Annotated in this window: 14 protein-coding genes; 8 read left to right on the top strand and 6 right to left on the bottom strand. The window is 71.2% G+C overall.

Annotated features, from left to right (window positions below; translation table 11 throughout):
* Positions 1-61 precede the first annotated feature (61 nt).
* Together ACX80N_RS03600 and ACX80N_RS03595 are read left to right on the top strand one after the other, a co-directional pair.
* Complete coding sequence (locus ACX80N_RS03600) at positions 62-748, top strand: LmeA family phospholipid-binding protein (RefSeq protein ID WP_459338297.1); 687 nt, start codon at positions 62-64, stop codon at positions 746-748.
* 116 nt (positions 749-864) lie between these two features.
* On the top strand, positions 865-1710 hold the full coding sequence (locus ACX80N_RS03595) for a class I SAM-dependent methyltransferase (RefSeq protein WP_459338296.1): 846 nt from the start codon (positions 865-867) through the stop codon (positions 1708-1710).
* 82 nt (positions 1711-1792) lie between these two features.
* On the opposite strand, the gene ACX80N_RS03590 is transcribed toward ACX80N_RS03595, so the two are convergent.
* Positions 1793-2257 (bottom strand): VOC family protein, encoded by a 465-nt coding sequence (locus tag ACX80N_RS03590; protein WP_459338295.1) that lies wholly within the window; start codon positions 2255-2257, stop codon positions 1793-1795.
* A 105-nt stretch (positions 2258-2362) separates the two neighbouring features.
* Here ACX80N_RS03590 and ACX80N_RS03585 point away from each other — a divergent pair, with 105 nt between their 5' ends.
* On the top strand, positions 2363-3307 hold the full coding sequence (locus tag ACX80N_RS03585) for a helix-turn-helix transcriptional regulator (protein ID WP_459338294.1): 945 nt from the start codon (positions 2363-2365) through the stop codon (positions 3305-3307).
* 19 nt (positions 3308-3326) lie between these two features.
* Here the strand turns inward: ACX80N_RS03585 and ACX80N_RS03580 are convergent, their stop codons facing one another.
* The 4 genes from ACX80N_RS03580 to ACX80N_RS03565 all read right to left on the bottom strand — a co-directional run bounded on the left by ACX80N_RS03580 (position 3327) and on the right by ACX80N_RS03565 (position 9445).
* Positions 3327-4673, bottom strand: a complete 1347-nt coding sequence (locus ACX80N_RS03580; protein ID WP_459338293.1) for an alpha/beta hydrolase — start codon at positions 4671-4673, stop codon at positions 3327-3329.
* Positions 4674-4789: 116 nt separating this feature from the next.
* Positions 4790-5938 (bottom strand): SDR family oxidoreductase, encoded by a 1149-nt coding sequence (locus ACX80N_RS03575; protein WP_459338292.1) that lies wholly within the window; start codon positions 5936-5938, stop codon positions 4790-4792.
* 151 nt (positions 5939-6089) lie between these two features.
* On the bottom strand, positions 6090-7736 hold the full coding sequence (locus tag ACX80N_RS03570; protein ID WP_459338291.1) for a thiamine pyrophosphate-binding protein: 1647 nt from the start codon (positions 7734-7736) through the stop codon (positions 6090-6092).
* A gap of 341 nt (positions 7737-8077) precedes the next feature.
* Positions 8078-9445: an MFS transporter gene (locus ACX80N_RS03565; protein WP_105031862.1), complete on the bottom strand. Its 1368-nt coding sequence runs from the start codon at positions 9443-9445 to the stop codon at positions 8078-8080.
* A 228-nt stretch (positions 9446-9673) separates the two neighbouring features.
* Here ACX80N_RS03565 and ACX80N_RS03560 point away from each other — a divergent pair, with 228 nt between their 5' ends.
* Positions 9674-10522 (top strand): HpcH/HpaI aldolase/citrate lyase family protein, encoded by an 849-nt coding sequence (locus ACX80N_RS03560; RefSeq protein WP_105031861.1) that lies wholly within the window; start codon positions 9674-9676, stop codon positions 10520-10522.
* A gap of 15 nt (positions 10523-10537) precedes the next feature.
* Here ACX80N_RS03560 and ACX80N_RS03555 read toward each other — a convergent pair whose 3' ends face one another.
* Positions 10538-10768, bottom strand: a complete 231-nt coding sequence (locus ACX80N_RS03555; protein ID WP_105031860.1) for a zinc-ribbon domain-containing protein — start codon at positions 10766-10768, stop codon at positions 10538-10540.
* A gap of 236 nt (positions 10769-11004) precedes the next feature.
* Here ACX80N_RS03555 and ACX80N_RS03550 point away from each other — a divergent pair, with 236 nt between their 5' ends.
* The 4 genes from ACX80N_RS03550 (at position 11005) to ACX80N_RS03535 (ending at position 14855) form a co-directional block, all read left to right on the top strand.
* Positions 11005-11754, top strand: a complete 750-nt coding sequence (locus ACX80N_RS03550) for an ABC transporter ATP-binding protein (protein WP_459338290.1) — start codon at positions 11005-11007, stop codon at positions 11752-11754.
* Positions 11751-13142 carry a permease gene (locus ACX80N_RS03545; protein WP_459338289.1) on the top strand — a complete coding sequence of 464 codons (1392 nt, stop codon included), beginning with the start codon at positions 11751-11753 and terminating at the stop codon, positions 13140-13142. Before ACX80N_RS03550 ends, ACX80N_RS03545 begins: the two co-directional genes overlap by 4 nt.
* Before the next feature lie 120 nt (positions 13143-13262).
* Positions 13263-14081 carry a DUF4397 domain-containing protein gene (locus tag ACX80N_RS03540; RefSeq protein WP_459338288.1) on the top strand — a complete coding sequence of 273 codons (819 nt, stop codon included), beginning with the start codon at positions 13263-13265 and terminating at the stop codon, positions 14079-14081.
* 75 nt (positions 14082-14156) lie between these two features.
* Positions 14157-14855, top strand: a complete 699-nt coding sequence (locus tag ACX80N_RS03535; protein ID WP_459338287.1) for a class F sortase — start codon at positions 14157-14159, stop codon at positions 14853-14855.
* The last annotated feature ends 39 nt before the right edge of the window (positions 14856-14894 follow it).

Here is a 14894-nt window from a genome sequence, read left to right as displayed (position 1 = left end):
CCCGGCGGTCGAACCGGTGTCGCAGCACCGCCCCGGGGCGGCGAGCCCTCAGACTGACCTGATGGAGTGGACGCGTGCGAGGGACTGGCTGATCGGTGCTGTTGCGATGCTCGTCCTCCTGGTGGTTGCGGTGGTGATCCTCTGGTGGGTGGTGAGTGAGCCGGCGGGTGAGGTCGAGGCAGGACCTGCGCCGTCGTGGACGGCGGACGGCGCACCGGCTGCGGAACCGCCGGCGGACCTGCGTGAGGACGAGGTGTGGCTGGATGACCTGGACTTCGATGCAGGAACGGTGGTGACCGCGGGTTCCACGCTCCGCGACGTCCGGGCCGTCGGCCAGGACGTCGTGAGCGGGCCGGACGGCCTGGTCGCGGCCCGACTCAACGTCGATGCCACCGTGCCGTTCGACGCCGTCGCCCGGGAACTCGGTGGCGGGAGCGAGGTCCGCCCCGGCGACGACGGTCAGGCCACCGTGGTGCGCACCGTCGACGTCCTGGGGCGGGGTGTGCGCGTCACCGCCACGGGCACGGTCGACGTCGAGGACGGCAGGCTCGTGATGGAGCCGACCTCCATCGATCTCGGTGGACCGGGTCTCCTCTCCGGTGCCACCGCCGCCGTCGTCCGCGGGCTCGTCACCATCGAGCACGACATCGAGGGGCTGCCGGAGGGCCTCGTGCTCCAGGACGTGACCGTGCAGGGGAACGGCTTCCGCGCCAACCTGCGGGGCGAGGACGTCCGGCTGGGTTCCTGATGGCGCCCTCCGAGGCGGACTGCCCGGTCTCCGCGCCCTGGCGGGTCAGGGCCTCGGTCTCGGCGGTCTGCGGGAGTTCCGGCCGGGTCCCTGTGTCCGGCTCGTAAGCTCGTTCCATGGGTGATGACCGGGATGCGATCGGGTGGGCTGCTGCACGCAGGAGTAACCGTGAGAACTGGGAGGACCGGGTGCCCCTCCATGAAGCCGCCTACGGGATCGACGACTTCGACGCCCCCGAGCACCTGAGCTCGGTCGTCCGCGCCGATCTGGCAGCCTTGGCACCCTTCCTCCCTAACGGCACGGTGGCGGGTCTGGACGTATGCCACCTTCAATGTCACATCGGCACCGACACCCTCTCGCTGGTCAGGGCAGGAGCCCGGGTGACAGGCGTGGATTTCTCCCCGGCGGCCCTGGCGTCCGCTGCAGGACTGGCGAAGCGTCTGGGCCTGGAGGCGACGTGGGTGGAGACCGATGTCCTCGATGCCCGCGCCGCCGTCAGCGGCGACTTCGATCTCGTCTACACGAGCATCGGCACCATCAACTGGCTGCCGGACCTGGGCCGCTGGGCCGGGCAGATCGCGGGCCTCCTCCGGGCAGGAGGCACCTTCCACATCCGCGACGGGCACCCGGTCCTCTACGCCCTCGATGAGCATGCGGACGGGCTGCGGCTCCGGTACCCCTATTTCGGTCACGGCGAGCCGCAGGTCTGGGACGAGGAATCGACGTATGCAGGGGACGGCACGGTGAACCACTCCCGCACATACCAATGGGCGCATCCCCTGTCCGACATCATCAATGCGCTCATCGGGGCCGGTCTGCACATCCTCCGCGTCGACGAGGGAGCCACCTTGCCGTGGCGGTTCTCGCCCCGCATGGTCGAGGTGCCGGACGGGTTCGCGTGGCCCGATGTCGAGCGGGATCTCGTCCCGTGTACCTACACGATTATCGCTCGGAAGCCGTGACCACCCGGGATCACGCATCGGCATCCGCAGGGACCCTGCCGGAGGACCAGTCGGCGGGCCCTGCCCGCCAGGAGCCCCGCGGTCACCCGGTGTAGGCCTGCTCGACATCGAGGACCCACGTGACGCCGAAGCGGTCGGTCAGCATGCCGAACCCGGAGGTCCAGGCGGAGGCGGCGAGGGGCTCGACGACGGTGGCGCCCTCCGCGAGGCCGTCCCAGTAGCCGGTGAGCTCCTCGAGGTTCTCGGTCCGCACGGACTGGAAGAAGGTGCGGTCGGTGATGGTGGTCCCGTTCTCGCGAAGGGTGGTGCCGGGGACCGGAGCCGGGATGGTGTCATGCTCCGGGACGTCGTACGCCATGAGGCGGAACCCGTCCTCGTTCTCGAGCTGCCCGAAGACGATTCCGTCGGCTCCGGGTGCATCCTGCGGCATCCCGAGGTCCCCGTAGGTGGCCAGGGTGACCCGACCGCCGAACACGCCCTGGTAGAAGCCGAGGGCCTGCCGTGCCGTGCCGCGGAAGTTCAGGTGCGTGGTGGTCCTGATGCTCATGGTGTGCTCTTTCCTCTGTGACTGATCGGCAGGAGCGCCGTATGAGACCACTGTGGCGTCAGTAGAGGTCAGAAGGAGTCCTCTACTGCAGCCATACTGATGACCATGACCGGAAGTCCCGCACGGATGCTGGCGCTGCTCTCGATCCTGCAGGCCCAGCGGGTATGGCCCGGAGAGATCCTGGCCGAGCGACTGGGTGTGACACCGCGGACGGTCCGCCGGGACATCGATCGGCTCCGGGAGCTCGGCTACCGCATCCGCGCGGTCAAGGGCCCGGACGGCGGCTACCGGATGGCAGCGGGCTCGGATCTGCCGCCCCTGCTGTTCGACGAGGACCAGGCCGTGGCGGTCGCCGTCGCCCTGCAGGACGCGCCGTCCTCCGGCGTCGACCTGGACGATGCGGCACAGCGGGCGCTGGCCACCATCCGGCAGGTCATGCCGTCCCGGCTCCGGCACCGCATCGACGGCATCCGGTTCATCGGGGCGGACACCGCGACGGCCCGCGTCGCGCCCACCGTCCTCGAAACGGTCAGCGCCGCCGTCCGGAACCGCACCACGCTGCGCTTCGACTACCACGAGGACGAGCTGCCGCGGCGGACCCAGCCGCACGCGATCGTGGCCCGGAACGGTCGCTGGTACCTGATCGGCTGGGACCTGGACCGTGACGACTGGCGCATCTACCGCCTCGACCGGATGTCTCCCCGGACCCCGACCGGTGCGGTGTTCCCGCCCCGCGCGCTCCCGGCCCCCGATGCCCGCACCTACCTGTCCGCCCGCCTGAAGGGTTCGGACGCCGTGGACCGGTGGCCGTGCACCGGGGAGATCGTCATCGACCTCCCGCTGCACGAGGTCGCACCGTTCGTCGGGGACGGGATCGTCGAGGAGCTCACGGAGGGTTCCTGCCGGGTGGGCCTCGGTTCCTGGTCCTGGGACGGTGTGCTCGCATCCGCCGTCAGGTTCGGTGCCCCCTTCACCATCATGGGTCCGGAACCCCTCCGTGCTGCCGCCAGGGACCTCGGCACCCGCCTCGGGGCGGCGAGCCGGAGCTAGGGTCGACGGGCGGAGGGATTCACTGGCCGTCGGGGGTCAGCCGGGTCCCGGATCGTACCGCGGCCACGGCATCGAGGATCCCCCGGGCGGTCCGGGCAGCATCCTGTTCGTCGCCGAGCAGCGATCCGTGGGTCGCCCCGTCGACGACGCGGTGCAGCGTGTTGGTCGACAGGGCGGCCAGTGCGTCCTGGGACCCGCTCCATCCCGGCCTGGTCCCGCTACCGGCTGTCAGGACGACCAGGGGCTTGTCGGCAAAGGTCCTCAGCGCGGCGGCCTGATCCATCGAGGACCCGGCGACGAGGTATTCGTCCACCGTGCTCCGCAGATGGTCCCCCGATTCCACACCCAGGAGCGGCCCGACGCCGAGCCGACCTGCGGCGGCGACCAGCGCGGAGATGCGGTTCGTGGTGTCATCGGGGCGCGCGGATCCAGCACCGTAACCGGGCCTCGGCTCCGGTGCTGGAGCGGGAGCGGGTGCGGTCGAGTCCACCAGCACCAGCCCTGCCACCTCCTCCGGGTACCGGGCGGCGAAGGTGAGGGCGTAGAGGCCGCCGAAGGAATGACCGGCCAGCACGTAGGGCCCTGGCTCGCCGCCGCGCTGCAGCAGCGTGTGGAGGTCGGTGGTGAGCTGCGCGGCGTCCTGTGGCGCGGTCGCCGCTTCGCTCCAGCCGCGCCCCGCACGGTCGTAGACGCAGACCCGGGTGTCCTGCGCGACCTCCGGCGCGATCAGGACGAGGTCCGACGACGTCAGGCCCGCGCCGGGTTCGAGCACTACGGTAGGGCTGCCCGCGCCGGTGCAGTCCAGGTAGAGGCGGTGACCGCCGACGTCGATCAACCGGCCGTGGTCAGGGGGACTCCCCGCCCGCACCGCGCCCCGAACCGTCTCGTACCCGCCCGCCAGCGACGCGACGACGAACAGCGCGATCACGGGGTAGAGCAGCGCGCGGGCGCGCCGGCCGGGAAGCCGCCGACGGATCCTGCCGACCATCCACAGACCCAGCACCAGCAGGGCCGGAGGCCCCACCCAGGCGAGCGCCTCCCGTATCGGGGCTCCGAACACCACCAGGAGCAGGCCGCTCAGGCCCAGGAACAGGGCGGGTGCCACGGCCCACCCCTGCGGCCGGCTCGTGAACCTCGCCGACAGCACCGCCAGGAGGGCCCAGCCCAGCGCGAAGCCCAACAGGAGTCCCCCGGTCACGCCACTCTCCGTCGCCGGGATGAAAGGGGCCGCCGCCAGCAGGAGCGCGGCCAGGAGACCGGCGACCAGCGACCCGGCCACGAGCCGGCCGAGGGGACCGCGCGCGGGACCGGAACCGCGTGGGGCGTCCAGGTCGTCGGGAACCGGGCTCACGGGAAGGGTGGTCACCCAGGGCTCGCTTCCTCGAGAAGGCGGTGGCAGTCCCTGCAGTGAACCATTCCCGGAAGGTGGTTGACCAGTGACCCGGCCTCCCCGCCGCCCCCGGGGGCGCCGACGGCCGCCGTTCAGTCCAGCGGCGGGATGATCCTCCCGGCCGCGAGCTGGTCGAACAGCTCGAGGAAGCGGTCCTCGGTGTCGAGGCAGTCGCTGAAGCCGTGCTGCCGGGCTTTGATGGTGGACGTGACGTTGTCGAAGCCCGAGCGGAAGAGGAAATCACCGAAGGCCCAGCCGGCCAGGTCCTCGAAGGGGGTGGGCACGAGATCGTACGTCGTCACCATGCCCTGCCAGAGATCCTCGTGGTGCGGCATCGCCTCGGCCAGCGGGACCGGCTGCGGCTCGGCGTAGTCCATCCCGAAGTGGCGGGCGAACACCGGCCACAGGTGGCGCCAGCGGATCTGGTCCCCGTTGGTGATGTTGTAGACCTCCCCGGCGGCCCGCGGCTCAGAGCCGGCCCAGACGGTGGCGCGTGCCAGCAGTGACGCATCGGTCACCTGGTACAGGGCGTCATAGGCGGCGTGCGTGCCCGGGAAGCGCAGCGGCTGGCCGAGTTCCCTGCAGATGCTCGCATAGACCGCGATGACCATCAGGATGTTCATGGGGTTGCCGACGGCGTAGCCGACGACACCCTCGGGACGCAGCATGGTGGCCCGGAAGCCGCGTTCCGCGGCGACGGCACGGAGGATGTCCTCCTGGTCGTAGTAGAAGTTCGGCTGGATCAGCCGCGCGTCGCGCTCCTTCGCCGGGGTGTTGAAGTAGCCCAGGTGCGCTCCGTACGCCTTCCCGCCCTGGTAGAGGGTGACGTGGCGCAGCGGAGCATCCGCCGCCTCGAGCCCGTCCAGGGCGTTGGTCAGCAGGGCGGAGTTGATCTCGATCTGCTCGGCGGTGGTGGCCCGTTCGATGTATGCCGCGAACACCAGGTGGGTGGTGTCCCGGGCCGCCTCGAGGCCGGTGCGGGCCGCGTCCCGAGCGAGCAGGTCCACGGGCAGGTGCTCCCACCGGGCGCCGCTGACGGGACGGCGGCTCAGCCCCCGCACCGTCGCGCCGCGACGGGCGTACTCGTCCGCGACGTGCCGCCCGATGACCCCGCCGGCGCCGGCGACCAGCACCGTGGTCGACGCGTCGACGGCCGCCCCGGCACCAGCTGCGGAGGCGACGGACTCCGACGACACCGCGGCGGATGGCGCGTCGGTGCTCTGCGTGTTCTGGTGGGTCACGATGGGCTCCTGCGATAGCGGTTCATCAGCGCCTGGGGCAGCCGCTGTCGTCTCCCGGTCCAGCCACTATAACTTTCGGGCGATGCCGCCGCGGTCTGCCGGACGGCGCCCTCGAGCAGGCATGATTCCTTGACGGGGACCGCTGCCGGCCTCAGCGCTTGCCGGTCGCCACCGCCACGATCTCCTGCATATAGGGGGCCACGACCTGCTGCGAGATCTTGCAGTCGAGCAGCAGGACGCCGTCGTCGTCGGACGCCAGCCAGCCCTTCACGGCGGCGAGGTCCTCGAGCGCAGCGATCGTGGCGGAGCGGGCACCGAAGGCGGCGGCGACGGCGGCGAAGTCCACCTCGTCGATCATCATGGGGCCGGAGTGGATGCCGCGGACCGCGTACTGGTGGATCTCGGCACCGTAGGCGGCGTCGTTGAAGACCACGATGACAGCACGCCGTGCGGCCCGGATGAACGTGTCGAGGTCGGCCAGGGCCATGAGCGCCCCGCCATCGCCCGTGCACAGGACGACGGTGGATCCCGGCAGCGCTCGGGCTGCGCCCACGGCGCTGGGGAAGCCGAGCCCGATGGTCTGGTACGCGGTGCCCACCATGATCAGGCGGTTCGGCGCCGGGACGCGGAGGTAGCCGGGCGCCCAGCCGATGAAGTGGCCGCCGTCCTGCACCACCGTCCGGTCCGCGGGCAGCATCCGGTCCAGCGCCCTACACAGGCTCCGCGGGTCCAGGCGGCCGTCCGGCGCGGCGGCGTCACCGTCCTCCCGCGCATCGTGGGCCTTGAAGGCGGCATCGGCTGCGGTGGTGCTCCACCGGCGGGCTCCCTCGCGGGGCCCGACGGCGGCGAGGAGCGCCTCGGCGGCGAGGCGCGCGTCGGCGCGGAGGAAGTCGGTGACGGCAGGCGAGGTGGGGCCGGCGGTGATGTCGGCCTGGATGACCCGGGCGTCCGGATCGAAGGAGTGGCCGAAGCGCATCGTGAACTGGTTGAGCCGCGCCCCGAGGACCAGGACGACGTCGGCCTGCTCGATGAGCTCCGCCGTGCGCTCGGAGGCCCAGCCGCCGGCGATCCCGAGGGCTGCAGGATCGTCCCCGAAGAGCCCCGCACCGAGGCCGGAGGTGGCGGTGAGGGCGCCGAGGCGGTCGGCGAGGCGGGCTGCTGCCTCACCGGCACCACTGACCCAGGCACCGCGACCCGCCAGGATCAGGGGCCTCTCGGCGGCGGAGAGCAGCGCGGCGGCGCGCGCGATGTCCCCGGCGGTCGGTTCCTCGAGGGGTGCGGCGGCGGGTGGAGCGGCGGATACCTCGTCCGCAGCCTCGGCGGCGGCGAGATCGTAGGGGATCGCGAGCACCACGGCCTCCCGATGGTGGAGTGCGTGCTCGATCGCCGCCGTCGTCGTCGCCTGGGGGCGCGCGGCGGACACGGTGAAGGTCGTGGCGCCGAGCCCCTTCGCGACGAGGGCCTGATCCACGTCCCACGCGCGCACCCCGGTGGTGGGGGCATCGCCGACCACGAGCACCAGCGGGATGCCCGCCTGCACGGCTTCGGCCAGCGGCGTCAGGGCGTTCGTGAATCCGGCGCCGTACGTGGTGGTGGCTACGGCGAGGCGGCCGCTGGCCCGGTGGTAGGCGTCGGCGGCGGCGACCGCACCGGCTTCGTGCCGCACGGCGGTGAAGTGCAAGGACGGTGCCGCCATGACGGCGTCGAGGAAGTGCGCGTTGCCGTTGCCCATGACCCCGAAGACCTCGGTGGTGGCGGGCAGGAGGGCGGAGACGATCCGGGAGGAGACGGTGGGCATCGGGAATTCCTTCAGCGCGAAGTCCCCGGGGCTACAACGAGCGGCACACGGTCGACCCGGAGGACTTGATGGGTGGGTTCCGTATGTGCCTCGGGCGACGCCCTTATTGCCTCTTTTTCAGGCACGGCGCCACGGCGCCCGACGTCAGTCACTATAGCGGGCGCGGTATCGGCGCGGCGGCCCGAGGCAGCACCACGGCGTCGTTGCCAGGTGTCCGGGACCGGTGGCCGGGCCGTCGTCGCCCAGCAGGCCGACCCGGTCAGGGGGGAGACGACGATGCCCACCGGCGTGGTGCAGCCGGTGGGCATCCTCGATGATTCGAACGGTCAGGCGGGAGCGCGTTACTGGGAGGAACGCCCGGCGTCGACGCCCACGGCGTCCTTCTCCGCCTCCAGGGGCGCCCCCTTGGTCTCCTTGGCCAGGGTGACGCCGATGAAGGAGATGACGCACAGGCCCATGATGTAGAGGCCGATCGAACCGGACCATCCGGTGCCCCTCAGGAGGGCCTCGGCGATCAGCGGGGCGAACGCGCCACCGAGGATCGCGCCGAGGGCGTAGCCGATGCCGATGCCTGAGTAGCGGACGTTGGCGGGGAACATCTCGGCATACATCGCGGACATGGGGCCGTAGGACAGCCCGAGTCCGATGGTAAGGACGAAGATGGCGATCCCGTAGGCCCAGATGCTGCGGGTGTCGATGAGCATGAACATCGGGATCATCCAGACGAAGATGAGTGCGTAGCCGATCTGGAAGGTCCGCACGCGGCCGATGCGGTCGGACAGGATGCCGCCGTAGAGCGTGAAGATGAGCCAGCCGAAGGACGCCAGGAGTGTCGCGAGGAGCACGGGGGCGGCCGGCATGCCGAGGGTCCGCTGGGCGTAGGAGGAGAGGAACGCGATGACCAGGTAGCCGGCGGCGTTGTTGCCGATGAAGATGAGCGCAGCGAGGACGACCTGCTTCTTGTTCGTCTTCAGGAGGTTGCGCAGGGGAGTGGCGGTGTCGCGCTTGCGCTCGATCATGCGCTTGAACACGGGGCTCTCGGCCACGGCGGCGCGGATGAAGTAGCCGACGACGATCAGCACCACGGAGAGCAGGAACGGGATGCGCCAGCCCCAGGCCAGGAAGTCCTCCGGGGACATGGAACTGCGCAGCAGGAACAGCACGAGGGTGGCCAGGATCATGCCGACCGGGACGCCGATCTGCGGGTAGGCGCCCCAGAAGCCGCGCTTGTTCACCGGGGCGTGCTCGACGGCCATGAGCGCGGCGCCGCCCCACTCGCCACCGGCGGAGAAGCCCTGGAGGATCCGCAGGAGCATGAGCAGGATGGGTGCCCAGACGCCGATCTGCGCGTAGGTGGGCAGCAGGCCGATCAGTGCGGTGGCGGAGCCCATCATCACGAGCGTGAAGACGAGCATGGCCTTCCGGCCGATCTTGTCGCCGAGCCGCCCGGCGATGACCGCGCCGAGGGGCCGGAAGAAGAAGCTGATGCCGATCGTGGCCCACGCGACGAGCTGGGCGAGGCCCGGACTCTCGCCCTCGAGCGGCCCGAAGTACAGCGTGGCGAAGACGATGCCCGCGGCCTGGGCGAAGATGAAGAAGTCGTACCACTCGATCGTGGTGCCGACCATCGTTCCCGCGAGGACCTTGCGGTCCGCGGCGCTCATGCCGTTCCGGGACCGGGCGTCCGGACGCTCTGAGGCTAGTGCCATGAAAAACTCCCTTGTTTTTGCAGTGCGAGGTTCGTGACGTGCACGGGCGTGGGCGGGGACGCCGCAGTCCCCACCGCCGAGCACAAAATCGTATACGAATGCTAGGCCGCCCGTACGTGGACGGTCAAGGGTTCCGGCGCGTCCATCAGGGGCTTTTGGTCGTAGTGTTCACGCGTCGGCTCGGATGTCCGTTGGATAACCCGCGGCGATCCTCAGTAGTGTTTGGGCATGGCCACCTTCCTCAGAAACAGCCGCGCCGCAGCACTTCCCGCGAAGCTCTCACGATCCTGGTTGCTGGCCTCCGCTGCTACCGAGGACACGTTCATCCCCGCCCTCACCTCCGAGGCCGATTCCGTGGTGTTCGACATGGAGGACGCCGTCCCCGCGGCGGGCAAGGCCGAGGCGCGCGAGCGCGTGGTCGAGGCCCTGTCCACCGGCATGACGGCATGGGTGCGGGTCAACGGCATCGAGACCGAGTACTGGGCCGACGACCTCGCCGCCCTGTCCAAGGCGCCCGGACTGCGCGGCGTCATGCTCGCCATGACGGAGAAGCCCGAGCAGGTGACACACACCGCCATGCGCCTGCAGGCGGGCACGCCGGTGCTCGCACTGATCGAATCGGCGCTGGGCATCGAGAACGCGACGGCGATCGCCAGCGCACCGGGCACGTTCCGGCTCGCCTTCGGCGTCGGCGACTTCCGACGCGACACCGGAGCCTCCGACGACCCGATGGCGCTGGCTTACGCGCGCTCGAAGCTCGTCGTGGCGTCGCGCGTGGGACAGCTCCCCGGGCCGATCGACGGCCCCACCGTCGGCGCCCTGGGGGACGAGCTGCTGGAGGCCTGCAAGGTCACGGCGTCCATGGGCATGACCGGCAAGCTGTGCCTGCTGACCGACGCCACCGACACCATCAACCGGGGCCTGTCGCCGAGCGAGTCCGAGATCAACTGGGCCGCCGAGCTCCTGCGTGAGCACGCCGCCGGGGCCGTGGTGGGTGACGGCTCGTATCTGCCGCGCCTGGCGCGCGCCCAGAAGATCTCCTCGCTCGCCGATTCCTACGGGCTCTGGAACGCGTAGTCCCCGACGGGACGACTAGTACGCGAGGGCCCGCTGCTCGGAGCCGCTGATGCTCGAGGTGCCGCCGCAGTTGGTGCAGACCTGCAGGCGGGTCTTCTTCAGGGTGATGAGCGGGATGAAGAAGACCGACAGCTTGGTCCTCCGCTGGATCACCTGTTGCGGGGCGTGCTGGCCGCAGTAGCGGCAGTTGGCTGAGCGGGTGAACTGCAGGTGCTCACGCGTGGTGAGGCCGAAGAGGAAGAACATCCTCCCACCGTAGCCAGTCCGGAGCGGGCCGGGGCTGCGGCGGTGCCATCCCGCAGGGCTTGCGTTCCGCCGCCGGGGGTGCCGTACCAGGACCTGTCCCGTGGCGGGAGTCCGGCATCGTGCCGCAGGCTGCGGCCACGGACGGCGCCCTGCTCCTCCCACGGGATGAGACGGGCCCGCGCATGTCAGTCCGCGGCCCGACGCACCGGCCGGGCCGTCGCCGGAAGCATGGAGGCATGACAACCACCCCGCCCGATCCCCTGCTGCCACGCGACCATGCCACCGTGCCCGTGGTCCTCAGCGCGCGCGGTCTGACGAAGACCTACGACGCCACCCACGCCCTCGCCGATCTGAGCCTCGACCTCCGCGCCGGCGAGTCCGTCGCCGTCATGGGGCCCTCGGGCGGGGGCAAGACCACGCTCCTGCACTGCCTCGCGGGCATCATCACGCCCGACGCCGGTCAGGTCGTCCTGCACACCGGCCGTGGCACCACCGATATCGCGCGCCTCTCCGACGGCGAACGCTCCGCGTTGCGGCGCTCGACCTTCGGCTTCGTCTTCCAGCAGGGCCTGCTCATCCCGGAACTCACGGCCCTCGAGAACGTCGCGGTGGCGCTCATGCTGCTCGGCGTCGACCGCGCCGGCGCAGAGCACTCCGCCGCCCGGTGGCTCGCCGCCCTCGGGCTCGGCGGCATGGAGGACCGCCGCACCGGCCAGCTGTCCGGCGGACAGGCGCAGCGCGTGGCCATCGCCCGCGCGCAGGTGACCGGTGCAGCGGTGATCTTCGCCGACGAACCCACCGGCGCCCTCGACTCGGGCACTTCCGCCGAGGTCATGGATCTCCTGCTCCGGTCCACCACCGGCACGGGCAAGACGCTCGTCGTCGTCACGCACGACGACGACGTCGCCCGCCGGTGCGCGCGCACCGTGAGGCTGCGTGACGGCCGGATCGTGAGCGACTCGCTCCACGCCGGGGCAGCAGCATGAGCGCCGCTCCGGTGACCCCCGCGCCGTCGGCGGTCGCGACGCCGTCGCGCGTGTCGCTGCGTGTACCGCTGCGGCTCGCCTGGATGCTCGCGCGTCCCACCGCGACCGGCCTCTCGGCGGTGGCGCTCCCGATCACGGCCTTCGCCCTCGTGACGGCCCTGCTGCTCACTGTCGTCGCCGGCGGTCTCTCCTTCCTCCGCTGGCAGGACGAGACGGGACAGCTCTACCTGGCGCTCGCCGCAATCGCGACGGCGCTCCTGGTGGTGCCCCTCGTCACCCTCGGCGGGTCCGCTGCCCGGCTGTCGGCGCGACGCCGGGACGAGAGGCTCGCGACGCTCCGCCTCCTCGGCGCCCCGGCCTCGACGGTCGCCGTGATGACCGTCGCGGAATCCATGATGCTCGCCGCCGTCGGCGCACTCGTGGGGATCCTCGGTCACCTGCTGCTCATGCCCCTCGTTCAGCTGATCCCGTTCCGCGGCGAACCGCTGGGTGGCTCGGTATGGATGGGTCCGGCGACCGTGGCGCTGGTGGCCACCGGTGTCGTGGTCCTGGCCGCCGTGAGCGCGGCGCTCGGCCTCCGGAAGATCGTCATCTCGCCGCTGGGCGTGAGGACGCGGCAGGAGGCGCCGAAGCTGCACTGGCTGCGCGCCGTCGTCGCGGTGGCCGTCGTCTCCGGGGTGGCGATGGTCATGGGCACCCTGGGTTCTGCCGGGGACTTCGCCGTCGTGGTGGTGGTCCTCGGGGTCGGGTTCGCGGGAGCGCTCGGCGTGCTCAACTTGGCCGGTCCCTGGCTCATCGGTGTCGTCGCCCGGCGTCAGGTGCGCTCGGCAGGGACGCCGGAGCGCCTCCTCGCGGCCCGCCAGGTCCTCGATTCGCCGAAGGATGCGTGGCGGCAGGTCAGTGGCGTGGCCATGACGAGCTTCGTGGCAGTGTTCGGTGGGACGGGAGCCGCGCTCATGAGCGCGGCGGGTCCCCTCGAGGGCAGCGAGCGTTTCCTGGGTGACGACGTCCGGACCGGCGTCCTCATCACCATCGTCGCGTCCTTCCTGATGGTGGCCTGTTCGGTGGGCGTCACCCAGTCGTCACTGCTGCTCGACCGGCGCGACCTCTACGTCAGCCTGGACCGGCTCGGGATGCCCGTCGGCACGGTGAACGCGGCACGGAGCCGGGCCGTGATGGTTCCGCTCCTGGTGGTGTCCGTGGGCAGCGCACTGGCCGCCGTCGTCGTGGTCCTTCCGCTGGCAGGACTCGCCCTGATCTTCGCGCCGCTGTCCGTGGCCGTGATCCTCGGTTGCCTGGCGGGAGGAGTAGGGCTCGTGGTGCTGGGGCTGCGGGCCACGCGCCCGGTGCTGGCGCACATCCTCCGCACCCCTGCCTCGGCGTTGTAACGGTCTTCTCTGACATCATCCGGGAATTTTCCGAATTCCTGCATCCAGCGGGACCCCGCCGTCGGTAGTACCGGATGTCAGCGAAAAGCGTCCCCGAAGGGACGACACGAAGGAGTTGTCATGCGAAGAAGCTTGTACGCCGTCGGAACCGTGCTGGTCGTAGGAGCCGCCGCCGCGGCCGCCCCGGCAACAGCCGCCGAATCGGGATCCACAGCATCGCTGTCCGTGCTGCACGGAGTCCCCGACCTCACGGTGGACGTCTACGTCAACGGAGCGCTCACCCTGGACGATTTCGCGCCGGGGCAGCTCGCCGGCCCGCTCTCCCTGCCCGCCGGCAGCTACCAGCTCGCCGTGACGGCCGCCGATGCGGCCGACGCCAGCGCGCCGGTCATCGGCCCCGTGGACGTCACCCTCGCGGCCGGGGGGAACTACACCGCCACGGCTCACCTCGACGCCACGGGGGCCCCGACGGCCAACTTCTACACCAACGACGTCTCGCCGGTGGAGGCAGGCAAGTCGCGGCTCACCGTGCGGCACGTGGCCGCGGCACCGGCGGTGGACGTCCTCGCGGGCGGTACGGCGATCGTGCCGAACCTCAGCAACCCGGGCGAGGCTTCTCTGGTGACGGACGCGGGTACGGTGTCCGCGGCGGTCGCGGCGGCGGGCACCACCGAGCCCGTGATCGGCCCGGCGGACCTGACCCTCGGCGAGGGGACCTCGACGATCGTCTACGCGTGGGGCAGCCTCGAGGCGGGCAACCTCGCACTGGCCACCCAGGTGATCGACGGTCTCCACTCGGCGCCCGGCTCTGTTCCCGGCGGACGGTCGGGACTGGCGGCGGATGACGGCAACGGAGCGGCGCTCGGGCTCGGTGCCGCCGTCCTCGCCCTGCTGGGAGGCGCTGTGGCGGTCTCCCGCAGGCGCACGGCCCGGGTGTGAAAGCCGGCGGGGTGCGCGGAAAAGGACCGGGGTCCGCGCACCCCGCCCCGACCTCCCTTCGACGAGGATGATCCTGTGCACACTCCCCGCGTAGCAGCCGGCCTGGCGGCGCTGTCGATCACCGCCGCGGTCCTCAGCGGCTGCTCGACGACCACCGCCCTGCCTGCAGCGCCTGCAGCGCCCATCCTCGCGCCCACCCCGGCGCCGGAGGGGATACCGGAACTCCCGGAACTGGAAGCCGCGGCGTCCGATGCGCCGCCTCCGGCTGCGGCCGGGATCGGAGCAGGCGCCGTCCCCGTGAGGCCTGCGAACGACGCGTCCGAGCCCCCGCCTCCCGCACCCGTGTCCCTGAAGATCGAGGACTCCGGCATCACCGTGCGCGTGGTCGACGTGGGGATCGCGGAGAACGACGCCATGGAGATCCCGGACAGTTTCTGGGAGGCGGGGTGGTACCGGTACGGGCCGGCGCCCGGCGAGGATGCCGGCCACGCCGTGATCGCCGCCCACGTGGACAGCCAGACGGAGGTGATGCCCTTCGCCCGGCTCAAGGACACCGACCCGGGCAGCATCGTGACGGTGGGCCTGGCGGACGGATCGTCGGTGCGGTACCGCGTGGACGGCGTGCAGAACGTGCCGAAGGCCACCCTGGACGGGTCGGAGGTCTTCCGGCGCGACGGCCCCCATCAACTCAAGATCATCACCTGCGGCGGCGAATGGCTGCTGGACAAGGGGGACTACGAGGATAATGTTGTCCTCACAGCCTCACCGCTCTGAGTGCACGTTGCCCGTGGTCCGCCTGCTCGGCTCACCCGA

This window comes from Arthrobacter sp. MDT2-16, assembly GCF_054510925.1.
This window is presented reverse-complemented; position numbering and strand designations above follow the sequence as displayed.